This window comes from Rhodovulum sulfidophilum DSM 1374 (genome assembly GCF_001633165.1).
GTDB lineage: Bacteria > Pseudomonadota > Alphaproteobacteria > Rhodobacterales > Rhodobacteraceae > Rhodovulum > Rhodovulum sulfidophilum.
This window is the reverse complement of record NZ_CP015418.1, coordinates 3,894,014-3,908,104: the sequence shown is the minus strand read 5'-3', so window position 1 is coordinate 3,908,104 and position 14,091 is coordinate 3,894,014. Positions and strand designations below refer to the sequence as shown.

The 14,091-nt window shown below is 60.3% G+C and carries 9 protein-coding genes and 4 pseudogenes; 5 read left to right on the top strand and 8 right to left on the bottom strand.

Annotated features, from left to right (window positions below; genetic code table 11):
- The 5 genes and pseudogenes from A6W98_RS18185 to A6W98_RS20580 all read left to right on the top strand — a co-directional run.
- On the top strand, nucleotides 1–435 hold the full coding sequence (locus A6W98_RS18185; RefSeq protein ID WP_155735157.1) for a hypothetical protein: 435 nt from the start codon (nucleotides 1–3) through the stop codon (nucleotides 433–435).
- Nucleotides 428–1,366 carry an HNH endonuclease gene (locus A6W98_RS18180; protein ID WP_042464035.1) on the top strand — a complete coding sequence of 313 codons (939 nt, stop codon included), beginning with the start codon at nucleotides 428–430 and terminating at the stop codon, nucleotides 1,364–1,366. Before A6W98_RS18185 ends, A6W98_RS18180 begins: the two co-directional genes overlap by 8 nt.
- 23 nt (nucleotides 1,367–1,389) lie before the next feature.
- Nucleotides 1,390–1,938: a hypothetical protein gene (locus A6W98_RS18175; RefSeq protein WP_042464032.1), complete on the top strand. Its 549-nt coding sequence runs from the start codon at nucleotides 1,390–1,392 to the stop codon at nucleotides 1,936–1,938.
- Nucleotides 1,935–2,762, top strand: coding sequence for a cell division cycle protein 123 family protein (locus A6W98_RS18170; RefSeq protein ID WP_042464029.1), 828 nt, complete (start codon nucleotides 1,935–1,937; stop codon nucleotides 2,760–2,762). Before A6W98_RS18175 ends, A6W98_RS18170 begins: the two co-directional genes overlap by 4 nt.
- A 160-nt stretch (nucleotides 2,763–2,922) precedes the next feature.
- Nucleotides 2,923–3,704: pseudogene (locus tag A6W98_RS20580) on the top strand (IS3 family transposase); the annotation flags it as partial.
- Nucleotides 3,705–3,706: 2 nt separating this feature from the next.
- On the opposite strand, the pseudogene A6W98_RS18155 reads toward A6W98_RS20580, so the two are convergent.
- The 8 genes and pseudogenes from A6W98_RS18155 to A6W98_RS18125 all read right to left on the bottom strand — a co-directional run.
- Nucleotides 3,707–4,200: pseudogene (locus A6W98_RS18155) on the bottom strand (IS5 family transposase); the annotation flags it as partial.
- Nucleotides 4,195–4,501: pseudogene (locus A6W98_RS18150) on the bottom strand (transposase); the annotation flags it as partial. The pseudogenes A6W98_RS18150 and A6W98_RS18155, both read right to left, overlap by 6 nt.
- 80 nt (nucleotides 4,502–4,581) lie before the next feature.
- Nucleotides 4,582–4,854 (bottom strand): annotated as a pseudogene (locus A6W98_RS21295) (transposase); the annotation flags it as partial.
- 102 nt (nucleotides 4,855–4,956) lie between these two features.
- Entirely contained in the window at nucleotides 4,957–8,613 is a 3,657-nt protein-coding gene (locus tag A6W98_RS18145; RefSeq protein WP_052678111.1) for a PAS domain S-box protein, read from the bottom strand.
- Nucleotides 8,614–8,725: 112 nt separating this feature from the next.
- Nucleotides 8,726–9,121, bottom strand: a complete 396-nt coding sequence (locus A6W98_RS18140; RefSeq protein ID WP_162107041.1) for an ATP-binding protein — start codon at nucleotides 9,119–9,121, stop codon at nucleotides 8,726–8,728.
- Between the two features lie 12 nt (nucleotides 9,122–9,133).
- The gene (locus A6W98_RS18135; protein WP_042464017.1) at nucleotides 9,134–9,469 is read right to left on the bottom strand and encodes an STAS domain-containing protein; all 336 of its coding nucleotides are present in this window, start codon (nucleotides 9,467–9,469) and stop codon (nucleotides 9,134–9,136) included.
- Nucleotides 9,466–10,668, bottom strand: a complete 1,203-nt coding sequence (locus A6W98_RS18130) for a PP2C family protein-serine/threonine phosphatase (protein ID WP_042464015.1) — start codon at nucleotides 10,666–10,668, stop codon at nucleotides 9,466–9,468. The genes A6W98_RS18135 and A6W98_RS18130 overlap by 4 nt, the downstream gene beginning before the upstream one ends.
- A 12-nt stretch (nucleotides 10,669–10,680) precedes the next feature.
- The gene (locus A6W98_RS18125; RefSeq protein WP_155734845.1) at nucleotides 10,681–13,695 is read right to left on the bottom strand and encodes a hypothetical protein; all 3,015 of its coding nucleotides are present in this window, start codon (nucleotides 13,693–13,695) and stop codon (nucleotides 10,681–10,683) included.
- Nucleotides 13,696–14,091: the final 396 nt, after the last annotated feature.

Here is a 14,091-nt window from a genome sequence, read left to right as displayed (position 1 = left end):
ATGCAAGGCCCCCCGATGGGCGAGACGGCGTTTCTCGACTGGTTCGTGGGCGAGTTCATGGTCGAAAACCTGTCTGGCTGGATCGAGGACATGGGGACGCAGACCTGTCGGCTGTTCTCGGCGAACGGGCGGCGCTATGCCCATCATTTCGGCATCCGCCGCGACGATCTGGTGGCACAGTTCCTCTATCTGATGTGGGCGGTCGGGCCCAATTTCTGGCGCTTCCCCGGCTTCGCCGAGGTGTTGGCACGCCGCGACCTGAGCGAAGCCGCGAAGATCGATGCGCTTTTCGAGGTGCCCGACAAGCTCGCCGCCCGCGCGATCACCGAGGCGAACATGGATTACTGGATGCCCAACCTGATCGAGAACAACGTGATCACGGGGGTGGATGGCTACCGGGTGCTGGAGCGCCGGGACGGGGACGAGGATGGGTAGCATTCGCGACCAGACCTCGGTCCCCGACACGCCCGAGGTGCGTTCGGCGCAATCGCGGGTCGATGCGCTTGACGCCGAGGTGCTGGCGATCGCCGAAGAGGGCGTCCTGCTTGCGGCCTCCACCAGCCCCGTGGGCGGGCAGATTGCCGATGCCTATTCGATGAGCAAGAACATCGCCCAGGGCAATTACGGCTGGGCGATCGTTGACGGGATCGGGTTCATCCCGGTGCTCGGGGATGCGATCAAGGGCGCGGCCAAGGGCACCAAGCTCGCGCGGGCGGCCGCGCACGCGGCCGAGGCGCTCTCGACCGCGAAAGCGGCACTTGCACGCACCCGCGCCTTCGCCCGCACCAGGGCGGCGGCCGAGGCCTATTGGCGCCAGATCAAGGCCAGGCGCGACGCGATCATCGACAGGTTCAGGGGCTGCAAGACCGAGGCCTGCAGGAAGGCGCGCGACGCGGACCTGCGCAAGGTCAACCGGATGCCCGCAAAGGGGGGCACATGGGTGGACGCGCATGGCAATCTGGTGCCGGCCGGCTCGGGCTACTGGAAGCCGGACCCCGGCAGCTCGCTCTATGATGCGCTGAGCAAGCACCAGACCCCGGTTCAGGGTGTGCCCTTCACCGATGGCAAACCCGATTTCACCGGCTTCCCGCCGCGGGGCTTCGATAAGACCCCGCAGGTGGAAATCGAAATGAGCGGCAACAGCCCCAAGGACATTGGGGCGGCGCGAACCGCCTACAAAGACGCGACGGGCGTGACGACGCCGCGCACCGGCGGGCCAGGCACTTGGCACCATGAACCCGATGGCGTCACCATGTCTTATGTCGACGCGGATGTGCATACCGCCTACCAGAAGGCAGATGGTTCCGCGAATTCAGGTACGCCCCATGCGGGGGGGGATTCGATGACCCGCGACCCGGTATTCTGAACCATGCCAGACAGGAAAGAGACATGAGCAATCCCTATGAAGACGTGAGGGGCGAAGATTTCGCGCGCATCGCAAAGGGCTTCGATTTCCAATCGCCGCATCTGGGCAAGGTCGATTTCCCCGACCAGTTCGTCACGGATTACGTTGCCGAATTCGCCCAGGGCGACTGGCGCGACGAGACCAAGCTGGAGTATTCCGTGGCCCGGTTGGGGGGGGGGTACCAAGCGATCATGTACTGGGGCCTTCTTGATCCGGCGCATATCTACTCGATCAATCGCATTCTCGACGAAAGCCTCTATGCCGAGAAAGGGTCAATCATCCTGCCGCCGGGGCATTATGTCTTCGCCGAATGCTACGAGGATCGCGGCAAGGTCTATCTGACAATCAACCTCAATCAGGGCAGCGGCGATTACGGCAAGATCTTCCTCTGGCGCAAGGCGCATGACGCACTCGGCACGGGCGACAATGCCGACCCGCCCGCCTTCGCCGCCGACACTCTCGGCACCTATTTCGCCGCGCTCAAGACCGAGGCCGAGGCAAAGGCGGAGCTGGTGAGGCTGAACCGGCCATGAGTGTTCTGCGCGACCTGCCGGGCGACCACCTGGCGCGGTTCGCGACCTCGCGCTGGCTGGGACCGCTGGAGCGCGTCTGCCTGCCCCATCACGCGATCGATCTGTCGCCCTCTGACCTCGCGCTGATCTGCGCCCATGCCGCCGGGGAGCGCCCCTCGGGGCGGTTCTCCGGCACGCTGCGCGATGACCTGGCCGCCGCGCTGGCCGAGCTGCCGCAAGGCGCGCATCTGCGGCTCGAGGGATGCAGCCTACGGGCGCGCGGGCAGGTGCCGCGCCTTCTGACGCCCGAGGACGCGTTGGCGGCACTGTCGCAACCCAACGGGCGTGTCGCCGCTTGCCAGAGGCTGCTGGCGCCTTGCCTGTCCGACCAATCGCTGCATCTTTTCGCCTGGGCCGATATTCCGCCCTGGTCGGAGTTCCGTGTGCTGGTGGCGGGTGGGCAGCTCCTGGGGATCACGCAATATCACCCCGATCGCGGTTGGCCCGAGGTAGCGGCGGCAGCCACGCGCATCGAAGCGGCGCTGATGCGCGCGGCCGAGGTGCTGATCAAACAGGTCCCCGAGAGCGATTTCGCCGCCGACCTGTTTCTCGATACCAGCTTCGTGCCGCGCCTGATCGAGATCAATCCGCTCGGCCCCAACACCGGGCTTGGACTTTTCGTCGCCCGCGATTTCGACGGTGGCTTCCGCTATGTGACACCGAGTGTCAATTCCACGTGGCACGACGAAAATGATTGCTGGCGGTGTGAAGCCTTATTGGCCGGGCAAGACCTGAGTGGGAATTGTCACAAAGTTCTGCCTCTGAGCGCCAAAATTTCCCTTTGATATCAGCGTCTCAGAATCTTGATGCTGAACTGAACCTGCCTTTTTCGTCAAATAGGTTTGCCTCTGGCCGCACATGGAAAAGCCGGCGCAGTGGCTGACGTGCTCCCCTGAACAGTCCGCGGTTTGAGGTTAGCCTGTTCTCCAAACGAGGAGACAGACGATGCGGAAAAGCCGTTTCAGCGAAGAGCAGATCATTGGCATCTTGAAGGAGCATCAGGCCGGGATAGGTGCCAAGGAACTGTGCCGCAAGCACGGCATCAGCGATGGCACCTTCTACAAATGGCGCTCGAAGTATGGCGGCATGGAAGTGTCCGAGGCCAAGAGGCTGAAGGCCCTGGAGACTGAGAACGCCAAGCTGAAGAAGATGCTGGCGGAGCACATACTCGACGTCGCCACACTCAAGGAAATGCTGGGAAAAAACTTTTGAAGCCCGGTGCTCGGAGACGTGCCGTGGACTGGGCCATGACAGAGAAGAACTATAACCAGCGGAGGGCGTGTGCCTTGGCCGGGCTTGATCCGCGTGTCTATCGGCGAAGGTCAAGCAGGCCGCAGGACCAAGGGCTGCGTCAGCGTTTGAAAGAGTTGTCCGGGGAACGCAGGCGGTTCGGTTATCGGCGCCTGCACATTCTGCTGAACAGGGAGGGCTGGAAAGTGAACTGGAAGAAACTCTATCGGATCTACCTCGAAGAGGGCCTGACGGTGCGCAAGCGTGGTGGCCGGAAACGGGCGATTGGCACCCATGCGCCGATGGCAATCCCGCAAGGCCCGAACCAAAGATGGTCGCTGGACTTCGTGCCGGATAGCCTGTCAGACGGGCGTCGTTTCCGGGTTCTGTGCGTCATCGACGACTTCAACCGGGAGTGCCTGGCCTGCGTGGTCGACACGTCCCTTTCCGGGCAACGCGTGGCGCGTGAACTGGACAACATCGCCCGGCTGCGCGGCTAACGGGTCGCAACCCTCCTCCAGTCCTTGAGTCTGCCGAACATGATCTCGATCCGGTTGCGCCGCTTATACCTACGCTTATCGTAGCGGACGGGCGTCTTCCGCTTCTTCCGGCCCGGGGTGAGGGGCGACAAGATTTGATCCAGTGGATCAAATCTGCCCCGAACGGGACGTATCTTCTTGTCCTGCAAGGCTTCTCTGAACCAGTCGGCATCGTAGCCGCGATCTCCGAGTAGCCACTTCACGTTGGGCAACCCACTGATCAGCGCACGCGCCCCGATGTAGTCGCTGACGGGTCCGGCAGTCAGGAACAGGTCGATGGGTCTGCCCTCGCTGTCGCAGATTGCGTGCAGTTTCGTATTCATGCCGCCCTTGGTTCGGCCAATCAGACGCCCACGCCCCCCTTTTTAACGCCCAGGCTGGACGCCGTGCGATGGGCCTTCAGATGGGTGGCGTCGATCATCACGGTCGTCTCCTCACCGTGCTCGGCGGCCATCAGAAAGCCCACGGCTTGTCGCTTCGCCATGGGATTACCAGTGTTTTTGCAGCAGATCCTTCATGGCGGACATGTCCAGCATCTGGTCTGCAACGATCCGCTTCAACTTAGCGTTTTCAGCTTCCAGAAATCTCAGGCGCTTGGCATCGCCAGCCTCCATGCCGCCGTATTTCTTCCGCCAGCTGTAGAACGTGGCTGAGCTGATGCCGTGACGTCGACAAATGTCGTCCGTCTTCGCGCCTGCCTCGCTTTCCTTCAGCACGCTGATGATTTTTTCTTCTGCGAAACGCTTCCGCTTCATGGGTCTTCCTCCTTCGTCCATTCAAAGGTGGAAAATTCCGGTTCGCAATGGCCGGGATGTCGGGGAAAGGGTCAAACCGCCATGATCCGAGCGAAGACGCCTTTTTCGCTCCATCGTTTCCAAAGGGTGTAGAGCGTTTCCGGGGCTTACGCGGCACCACCGGGGCCACGGTCCCCTTCAACTGTGGAGGCTATACTCCCTTGGGGCGTCGCGCCACCGCAAGCCGTTGCGATTGATGAATATAATGCCACTCAGAACACGTCGATCATCAACTCGGGGCTTGCCATGCGACTTCGGAAAGTAAGGCTCCGACGTGCCATCTGTGCGTCGCTCAACCAGAAAAGATCGGACATGGGCACCACTCGTTTTCGAACGATGAATCATGCACGCCAAATCAAATCAATGGGTCCCGACCTGAGTCGCTGGGGGGGCAATTTATCAAAGTGATCAATTGATCATAAGAAAGGTTTGGGTTGGGCGCCAAGATGATTTTTGAGCGCTCTGCGGGCAGATGAGATTTCAATATCAAAACGTTCCAACAGGGGGCTTTGGTGTGCGACGTCCCCTGACTCCGAAGTGATGGAAATATTCTGACAACATTGGGCGACTTTTCCTAAACCGAATTGGCGACTCAGTCCGAGAAGGCTATGCAGCGTGCGTTCTGCTCCTTCAAGGTCGCCGGCGCTTAGGCGAGCGCGTAGGTCGCGCGACTGGAGGTCGAGCTTTTCAATCAGCGAGGCGAAGATCGAATTGATACGGTCAGGTGGGATAGTCTGACGCAAGACATCGAGCCACTCCAACGAGAGTGTGGGCGGTTCTGTCGAAGAAACCTCTTCGCCTGGATCAGAATTATTTTTGGAAGCACCAATAAAACCGGACCGCTTATCATGCTGCTGCGCGTCGGCTGATGCTTCACCATCTCTCCGCGCAAATTCATTTAGCGCGGAAAAAAGTTGTCCCCAATCGATGGGTTTGGTTAGGACCGCAGCGAACACATTTTCTTTTTCGAAACTCTTTCGAGAAAGTGCATCGGCTGTCAGCAAAATAATCGGAGGCCCATTTCCGTCCTCCGTCTGCATCAGTCGGGCGGCGGTCACGCCGTCCATGACCGGCATCTGCATGTCCATTATGACGGCGTCGAAGTCGTTCTTTTTAACGATAGCGACAGCCTCGGCGCCGTTTTCGACTGTGGTAACAGAGTGACCGCACATCTCCAGCGCATCGTTCAGTAAGAGCCGGTTGGTCTCATTGTCCTCGGCGATCAGGAGGTTAAGAGCCCGTTCATGGGCTGGCCCGAGCGCGAGGCGTGCGGGATGAGAGATATTGCCCGTCATTTCGGTCGCCTCGGGCAAAACGATCGTCAGCCGAAAAACAGAGCCCTTTCCCTCGACGCTGCTGACGTCGATTTCGCCATCCATCGCTTCTGCCAGGCGTCCCGAGATCGCCAGCCCCAATCCTGTCCCACCGAAACGGCGCGTGGTAGACGCCTCCGCCTGTGTGAAGGGTTGGAACAAATTGGCCTGAAGCTCGGAGGGAATACCGATTCCGGTATCCGCAACCTCGAATTCCATGCGCCACCGTCCGTCTGGAAGCTTCTCGGCATCACCCAAACTCAGGGTTACGCCGCCCTTGTCGGTGAATTTCAAAGCATTTGTGGTCAGGTTCAGCAATATCTGCTGGAGCCGCATCGGATCGCCAATGAGCGTCGGCGATGGAGATATCCGCTGCTCCATCTTGAAATCCAGCCCCTTTTCCTGCGCAGTGCTGGAAAGCAGTTCGCAAACATCTGCCATCACGACATCCGGCAAGAAGGCAATCGATTCCAGGGTGAGCTTGCCCGCTTCGATCTTCGAAAAATCGAGAATGTCGTCGAGCAGAGAAAGCAAGCTCACACCTGAGCGTCGCAACGTGTTGATCCATTTTCGATGGCGGGCCGATTGCGTTTCAGAAAGCAGTAAGTCGGCGATGCCCAGGATTCCTGTCATTGGTGTGCGCAGTTCGTGGCTCATGACCGCGAGGAAACTCGATTTCGCTTCGCTGGCGCGCTCTGCATCCCGCCGGGCGCGGTCTCGCTCATCTGCCAGAATTTCCAGATCATTGGCTTTCTGCTCGAGGCCGAAGCGCGCTGCCTCCAGCTCACGTTCAGCCGCGACGCGATCGGTGATGTCGCGCAAGACGCCTGTGTAGGCCGAGCCACAGCCAGCCATTGTCTGAGCGACACTTAGCTCGACTGGAAACTCTTCACCATTTCGACGTCGTCCCATAACGGTTCGCGACATGCCGACGACCTTCCGTATGACGCTTACAGCCTCCGAGTCCAAATATCTTTCAGTCCTGCTGGCGATGGCGTCAGGCATCAGCATTGATACGTTTTGGCCGACGAGCTCTTCGGTGCGGTACTGAAATATTTGCGCCGCCGCCGCATTCGCGGAAAGGATCACCCCCCGCATGTCGATGGAAATGATCCCGTCCAGAGCGCTTTCGAGAACGACTGCCAGCTCCCGCTCTTTGGCGATCAGAGCCTGTTGGGCAGCCTTGACACTGGTTACATCAAATATCACGCCAGTGAAAACGACGGTACCGTCCGGGTCGTCGACGAAGCGCTGTGGTCTTGAGAACGCGCGCCACCACCGAGTTTCGTCGCCACGCAAAAAGCGACCCTCGAATTGCCAGTCTTCGCCAGTCGATATCGAATGTGAGATGCTTGCGACCCAAGCATCGATTTCGTCAGGATGAATTTGAAACAAACTCCAATCTTCGACAAGGGCGTCTGCTTCAAGGCCGAGAATTTCGTTGGCCCGGGGGCTCACATAGGTGAAACCCCGGCGATCCCCCGGGCCCTCCTGCCACTGGTAGATTACGCCGGGAACCTGACTGGTGATGTTGCGGAAACGCTCCTCGCTCTTTCTCAGGGCATTTTCTATCGCCATGCGATCACCGACGTCGCGGATCGAGTAGATGGTCTTGAGATTGCCCATCATGTCAACTGTGCTTGAGCTGACCTCCAGACAAAGCTCTGTACCGTCTGCTCGCCAGCCCTGCACAACTGTCTGGACGGAGGTGTTCGCCAAGACCGTCTCGACCTCGAACATCTCCGCGACAGGCATTGATTTGGCTTGCGCTGTCGGCCTGCCAAACATGGTCTCGGCTGCGGCGTTCAGTTCGACGATGTCTCCGGAACCGTCGACGACGACGATCGCATCGCGGATCGCTTTTGTCACCGACGCCAGACGTTTTTCAGTGCGCGCCAGATCCAGTCTCTGCCGTTGGCGCCCTGCTGCCAGGCCTCCAAGGAATAAGGCCAGCAACAAGGAAAGTCCCCGGAGCAGTTGCAAATGGCCGAGGCTCTGTGTCCAGCCTTCGCGTGGTGTGGCTGCGATTTGCCAAACCAGCCCTGGCAGAACGATGTCTCGTATAATGGAGGTCGGCGCGAAAAGCTCCGCCTCACCTTTGAATACCCGATCCGGCTCGCCATCGTCTGCCTTCAGGCGTAGAGCGATATTCAAGTTGTTCTGCAGAGGCAGGATGCCAGCTTGTGCGAACACGCTCTCTGCGTCCAGAACCAGGCTAAGAATGCCCCAATAGGAGCCGTCCTCAAGAAATACCGGAGTCCGGCTTATCAGGCCAACACCGCCTTGCTTGAGATTTATCGGGCCTGCAACAATGGTCGTTTTTCTGTCAATGGCTCGTTTCACCGCGGGCCACTGGTCTTTGAGGTCAGGGTAGTACAGGCCGATGACGGAAGAATTTCCGGTATTCGGAAATACGTATTCTATTCTGTTTCCGGGTGCCAGGCCAATATTCCGAATATTTCGCCCCGCGCCATGTAGCGACGCCATTGCCGCTTTCATCTCCTGCGGGGCGGGGGCTTTGCTTACTGCGATGAATGCAATGAGGCCATTTGCAAGATATACGTTCGAGTTAATTTCTGTCTGCAAGCGGGCGGCGAAAGTCATGACCTCCTGAGCCACCAGGTCGCGTTCCGCTTCCAGCAGAGCCCGTTTCTCTATCGTGATCGCCCCGTTGGCAACCGCCAGGACTGTCAGGACGACGATCATGCCCGTCACGACCGGGTGCCTGGGCAGAGATTTTTGGGGCCTGAGAAAGCTCATTTCGAGGCGTCCGGAGTTATTTAACCAACCGCATCGTCGCTGACAGATATGTTTGATCTCTTAAGATCCGTTTCTGTCGCTACCCGATGCGTTTGATCAGGCGACGAGGGGGCTATAGCCGCGCGATAACCCTTTGAGTGAGGCCACGATCGCGATACCTCACCTGGGTGAAACACTGAGAGATGAGCCATAGACCTCGTCCGCGGGTTCGTTCACTTGCCAGCACCTTCTCCGCGTCCAAAGCGTCGGGCGGCGGCACGAAAGCGGGGCCCGCATAAGACAGACATAAGAAAAGCCCGCTCTCAAGCTTCAGAATTCGAAGAGAAAACCTGGCATCGTCCTGCCCGTTGGAAGCGTGTTCCACGATATTGTTGATGATCTCGGTCAGGCCGAGACGAATTTTTATCAGGTCATCCTGCGGATAATTTGCGCTGACTTCGCTACTGATCGCGTCCCAGACACGGGGCGCTTCCAGGAAATCGTACTTCAATATGAAGCGGCCAGGCATGTTGCCCATCCGTCAGGCGCTTTCGAGCAGCGCGATGGCATCTGAGCGATCGGCAGCAACGAGGAAAAACATGTCCATGCGCAGCAGCTTGAAGATGGTCTCGACTGCAGGTGTCAGTCCGCACATGGCAATGCGTGCGTCGGGGCTCTTCCCCTTGGTTACGCCGACAAGCGCACCAATTCCGGTTGAATCCATGAATTCCACGGAAGTGAAGTCAAGAATGATCCGATCGTGTCCCTTGATCAACGGGGCCAATTGCGAGTGGAATGCAGTCGCATTGCTTGCGTCCAGACGCTGCGTGCCGATCACAAAGATGGTCACTCCAGCTGAGGGTTCGGTCTTTATCATGGGGCCTCCGGCGTTGCCTCGCAATTCTCGAGGACAATTATTGAGATATCGTCATCGAATTCGTCGCCCCCATGCCAGCTTATCATCGCTTGCTTGACGGCCGGAACGACGTCATCCAGTGGCTTGCCCTCCGCTTCATGCAACAGCGTCTGAAAACGCTCGACGCCGAACAGCTCTCCGTTCGGGCCACTGCATTCCGTGATGCCGTCAGTATAGAAGACGACCCGGTGAATCTGCGTAAGATCCACGAGGAATTCCTCATATGAAATACCCTCCTGCAGACCCACCGGGAATCCGCCCTTGCCCAGCGGAAAAGGTGGGCCGCCGTCGATCGGCGTGGCGATCGGGTGTGGATGCCCGGCCTGGCATACCCGCATTTTCTCGTCTGACGAGATCGTTGCCAGCAGCATCGTGAAATAGTCATTGTCCGGCGGACTGGATTGGAATATCTCGTTCAATTCCTGCACATAGCTGCTTAATGTACGGGTGCGTTCGAAGTTGCCGACGACCCCCAGATCGATAATGAAGCGCGAAATCGCGAAGGACATCATCGCGGCACGCGCACCATGTCCGGCGATATCGAGCGAATAGAGCCCGAAGGTCTCGTCGCCCAGGTTGAAATAGTTGTAGATATCCCCCGACACCGCAGAGGATGGCAGCAAGGCGGCCGACATCCTGAAACGGCCAAAACGTACCTTCTCTGGCGGCAGCAACCCAAGTTGAAGCTTGGCGGCGGCGTGAATGTCGTTCTTCATCTTGCGAAGGGCGTCGTCGAGTTCCTGGTTGCTTTGCGTCAGCTGCGTGTTGCTGAGCGCAAGCTGGGTTTGCAGGCCGAATATGCGTTCCGCTGCGCGGACCTTGGCGGCCAGCATTTCCGGATCGAAGGGCTTGACCAGAAAGTCGTCGGCGCCGGCCTCCATGGCCGACAGATAGTCCTCGCGGCTTTCGCGCGCGGTCAGAAGCAGGAAAAAGATATGCCGTCGTCTCGTTTTACGACGGACTTCGGCGCAAAGATCAACGCCTGTCATCCCGGGCATCATCCAGTCGCTGATCACCAGATCCACTTCCAGGCCGGCCTTGATTTGCTCCAGCGCAGTCTCGCCGCTATCCGCCGCGTGCAGGTCATGGCCGAGCTGTCCTATGCTGTGCAGGATCAATTCCCGGACCAGATCGTCGTCGTCAACGACCAGAATTTTCATCGACACTTCCTTTCAGGTCGACATTTCTTGGTAAGGTGCTGGATCGTCGGTAGTCGGCGTGTCCAGGGCATCTGAGCCCGCGTCCCAATCCAGGCTCGTCGTGTCGGTCTCTGCGTCGAAAGAGGTGTCCGCAGCGAACAAATCACCGGGGTCGGTCGATGCGGCGGGGTCGTTCGGGTTCAGGGTCAGATTGACGGAATCGAGCGGAAGAAGCTCGCCTGCGGTATCGTAGACATCGATCGAAACGGTTCTGCTGCCCTGATCGGACGAGGTGTGAAGCTGCAGGCCACGGACCAGTTGCTCGAAGAGCTCCGTCGGAGCGTCGCCTTCGAGGATCGCTTGCCGGCCATCGTTTTCAAAGCGCAGGCTGAGGGCGCCCCCGCTCAGGGCGTTTGATATCACCGGATCGGACGCGGTTTCGTCTGACAAGGCAAGCGTGTCCTCGGCGAAAAGCGGATCATCGGCCAGGGTGACGACGATCCGGGACAGGGTGGCGGTGCCGTCGACGCTGAAACCGGGCGCGATATCGACCACGACCTCCATGGCGATGGGGGCGGGCTCCGGCACCTGCACGTCGATGACCGCAGTATTGCTGGCGATGTCGCCGGTCCCGGCGATCGTCGCATGGGCATCGACGGTCAGAGCGAATTCGCCGAACCAGTCTTGCGGTGGAAGAAGCTGCAAGCCGTCGAGTTGCTGCGCATCGAGCGACCAGACGCCGCCGCCCATATTGCGCCCGGCGGTGAGGAAGGCGTCTTCCGGCAGCCCGCTCAGAACGATGGAGAGCACCTCTGTCCCATCCGCCACGACCGTGGCGGCCGATATGCTCAGATCCACCGGTTCTCCCGGCACGCCGAGAGCGTCGATCACATTCAGGACCGGCGCGTCCGCGACCGGCGCCGCTGTCACCGTCAACGTGCCGGAAACCGTGACCGGATCCGCAGTGCCGTCCTGCAGCGTCGCTGTCACCTGCAGATCGAACTGCCCGGAGAAGTTGGCGGGCGGCGTTATCGTCAAGCCGGCGAGATCCTCCGGTTGCACTGCATGGGCGCCAGCGCCGAGAGCGGTTCCGGCGCTTAGCACCGCTCCGTCGGGCAGGCCCGAGATCACGATGGCCGTCACGTTTTCCGATCCATCCGCGTCGCCCGAGCTCAGCGTAATGTTCAGCGGGATGGGCTGATCCTCATGCCCGGCCGCGGCCTGGACAATCAGCGAGGCGGCATCGGTTACGGGCAGGATGTTGATGGTGATCGTCTCTGTCGTGCTTGCTGCATTGCCTTCGTCTTCCAGAGAGTTCGCCCTTACGTCGAAGGTCAGCTGCCCGCTGAAGTCGGGAGGTGGGGTCAGGGTGAGACCGGAAAGATCCTCCGGCGTCAGGATCCAGGTTCCGCTTGCCGGATCGCGTGTTCCCGCGCTCAGCACCGCGCCCTCGGGCAAGCCGAGAACTGCGAAGGACAAGGTCTCGGAGCCATCGGTGTCAACGAGCGCGCCGTGGATGGTCAGGCTCAGCGCCTGATCCTCGATCCCGTCGACCGCGCTGGCCGACAGGCTGGGCGCATCCGCGACCGCGTCGACCAGCACATCGATGCGGCCAAGGGTGATCGGAAAGGACAGGATCCGGCCAACCACGGACAAGGTGACGTCGGACGCGTCATGTTCAGGGGGCGTGTAGCTCAGGTCCTGCAAAAGGCCGACGGCGATGATCCAGTCGCCATTCTCGTCGAGATAGCCGCCCGACAATGTTCCTCCCTCCGGCACGCCTTCGACCGCGATCGAAGCGAACCCGGCCAGGTCGAAAAGGAGCAGAAAGGTCCCCAGATCTACCGCCGTATCTTCATCCCCGCGCGCGTCGTAACTCTGCCAGACGTCTCCTTCCTGCCCCCCCGAGACGGTCACGGTGACATTCTGGTTCCAGACCGCGACGTCGCCATTACTGGCCTCGGTGGCGACGACTGTGGTCGTAAAGCCGAAGCTGCCGAAGAAGTCGGTCGGGGGCCGAAGCGCCAACCCTGTCAGATCCTCGGGCGTCAGCAACCAGAGGCCATCGCCCGCATAAGTGCCCGCAGACAGGCGTGCGCCTTCGGGAAGACCGGAAACGAAACGTGTCAGCGTCTCCGACCCGTCGACATCGCTCAATCCGCCGCCGATATTGAAAGGAATGACCGAGACATCGTCGCTCGAGGCGCCGCTGATCGTGATGGTCGGCATGTCGGCCACGGCATCGACCTGCAGGTCGAAGGCCGCGTTGACCTGGGCGCCATCGGTGAGCTCGAAGGAGACCGCGATGCGCATGTCGTCGTCCGAGTCATTGGGAGGCGTCAGCAAGAGCCCTTCCAGGTCCGCTGCGGAAACCAGATAGCTTCCGTCCGGCTGCAAGTCACCGGCAGAGAGCATCGTTCCTTCCGGCAAACCGGAAATCGACGCAAAGGTCAGGTTCGAGAAACCGGTGGCCTCAAGGAAGGCCTGCCCGAGCTCCAGTACGACGGCTGTGTCTTCCGGGGTGATCAATCCGTTCAGCTCGATCACCTGAGATGACGGTGGCAGCGAAGGCTCCTCTGCAAGGACGGTCACCGGCAGCAATTGGTTGGTGGTCGCGACGCCGCCCTCCGGATCGCTGGCAATCGCGGCAATTTGCAGCTCGAAATCGCCTGTGAACCCTGAGGGCGGGATCAAGTTCAGGCCCGCAAGATCGGCGGCGCCAAGAGACCAGGTCGTGGAGCCGTCCGATGCGACACCGGCAATCATGCCGGCCGAGAGGGCGGCGCCCTCTGGCAGGCCCGAGACGGTGAGGGTGAGGGTCTCGCCCGGGGCGGGTCGGATCAGGTCTGCGGCGAGCTCGAGGGCGATGGCGCTGTCCTCGGCGCCGGTCGCGGGCGCGACGTCGAGCCGGGGCGCATCGGTCACCGGGGTAGGCGCGGGGCTAGCGTCGGCAGAGACGTCCTGGTTGGGAAAATCAGCGCCGTCGGCCGATGTGTCCGGGGGGATTGTGTCAACAGCCAGGATCGATTGCACGGCGAGTTCGGCCATATCGAAGGGGATGGCATCCCCAACCTCCAAGCTACCGACGACATTGGAGACGCCACTCGGGAGTGCAATCGTGCCAAGCGAGGCGCCGCTGACGGGGGCGCTCCAGGAAAGGGATGGCATTGGTCCGAAATCTGAGACCGACATAGTTGTCGTCTCTTCGGCGCGCCAAACGTCCATGGTTTCCGCTGAGGGTCCACCGACAGAGTCAGGGGCGCGCGCGCTGAGAAGGGGGGGCTCGTCGACCTCGCCGCGATGGATCAGAGACATACTGCGGTCATCGACGGCGCGTATGGCCGCATTTGCGTCTACAGGACGTTCGATTACCTCGACGCGCTCGCGGCCAGGCGGTGTCAGCTGAGCGCTCAACGCGTCATTCTCCGTCCCAAGCGGAGGTTC